The following is a 977-nucleotide window of genomic DNA, read 5'->3' on the forward strand; positions in this document are numbered from 1 at the left end:
CCATTAACAACGTAATCATATGCCCTTTCTGGAATATTCTTAATAGTAATACTGTCATTATAAATAATCGTATCTAATACACCCTTTTTAGGATGTTTCATCTTCTTAACACGATAATCAGGTTTTGATATGTCAACTTCAACACCGTCCCAAATTGGCTGTTCTTCATAATGCAAATGCAATTCAGCAAGCTTTTTACCAATTTGAACATACTTTTCTTTGTGTTTTAGTAAAGGAATACGAGGTAAGTTTTTTTGTAAATCATTAGCATAGAGTTTTTTATAGTCGCGGCTATTTAATACGGCATATACATATGAAAACATCTCTTCTTCGTTTAGTCCGAAGTTTGATTTTATGTTCGACTGGAAATCACTAACATTAAATAATGTACCATCGTTGATATATCTTACAAATCCTGCTCCACTTGCTCCCAACATAACCTCAGTGGGTAGGTAGGTACTTCGTTATTAACGCTGAAAAGTTACCATTTCGTGATCCCTGGTTAAGTAAATCTTCATTATTCTCAGCTAAGAATTTATCAAGCTCAAAACCCGCTCCTGATTCAATGTCTTCGATGTTATAAGGAGACTTTTCTGGATTCTCAGCGTGTGTGAAATAATCGTACATTCCCTTTGGACTCATTACCACTTCGACATGTTCGGGGGAATTCAGCTTATCACTGATGAGTTCTGAAACTTGTGAATAGCTTTTAAGTGATTCGAAGAAAAATACACCATGTTTGTGTGGCTTTTTGAACTCGCCGGTCGTGCGGTTTACATCTTTATCATGCCAAGGGGATAAGATAAATGGTACATGGAGCTCTTCTAAGAGATTCAAGTAATCTTCGGGTACCGATTCTTGATAGATGAGAAATGCCCATTTGTTGCTACGCTGTTCTTTTTTCTTTTGTTTCATAATAGATATAACCTTTCTATTTATCAGGAGAATTGATTTATTTTTTCGGAGCTTTTTAATAT

General features: G+C 35.1%; 2 protein-coding genes. Both read right to left on the reverse strand.

What is annotated here, in order from left to right:
* On the reverse strand, positions 1-434 hold a 434-nt coding region (locus tag BABA_RS13030; protein ID WP_007085654.1), incomplete at its 3' end, for a type ISP restriction/modification enzyme.
* A gap of 7 nt (positions 435-441) precedes the next feature.
* Entirely contained in the window at positions 442-915 is a 474-nt protein-coding gene (locus tag BABA_RS13035; RefSeq protein WP_083865380.1) for a replication protein, read from the reverse strand.
* Between the last annotated feature and the right edge of the window lie 62 nt (positions 916-977).

Source organism: Neobacillus bataviensis LMG 21833 (genome assembly GCF_000307875.1).
In the GTDB taxonomy this organism is placed as follows: domain Bacteria; phylum Bacillota; class Bacilli; order Bacillales; family Cytobacillaceae; genus Neobacillus; species Neobacillus bataviensis.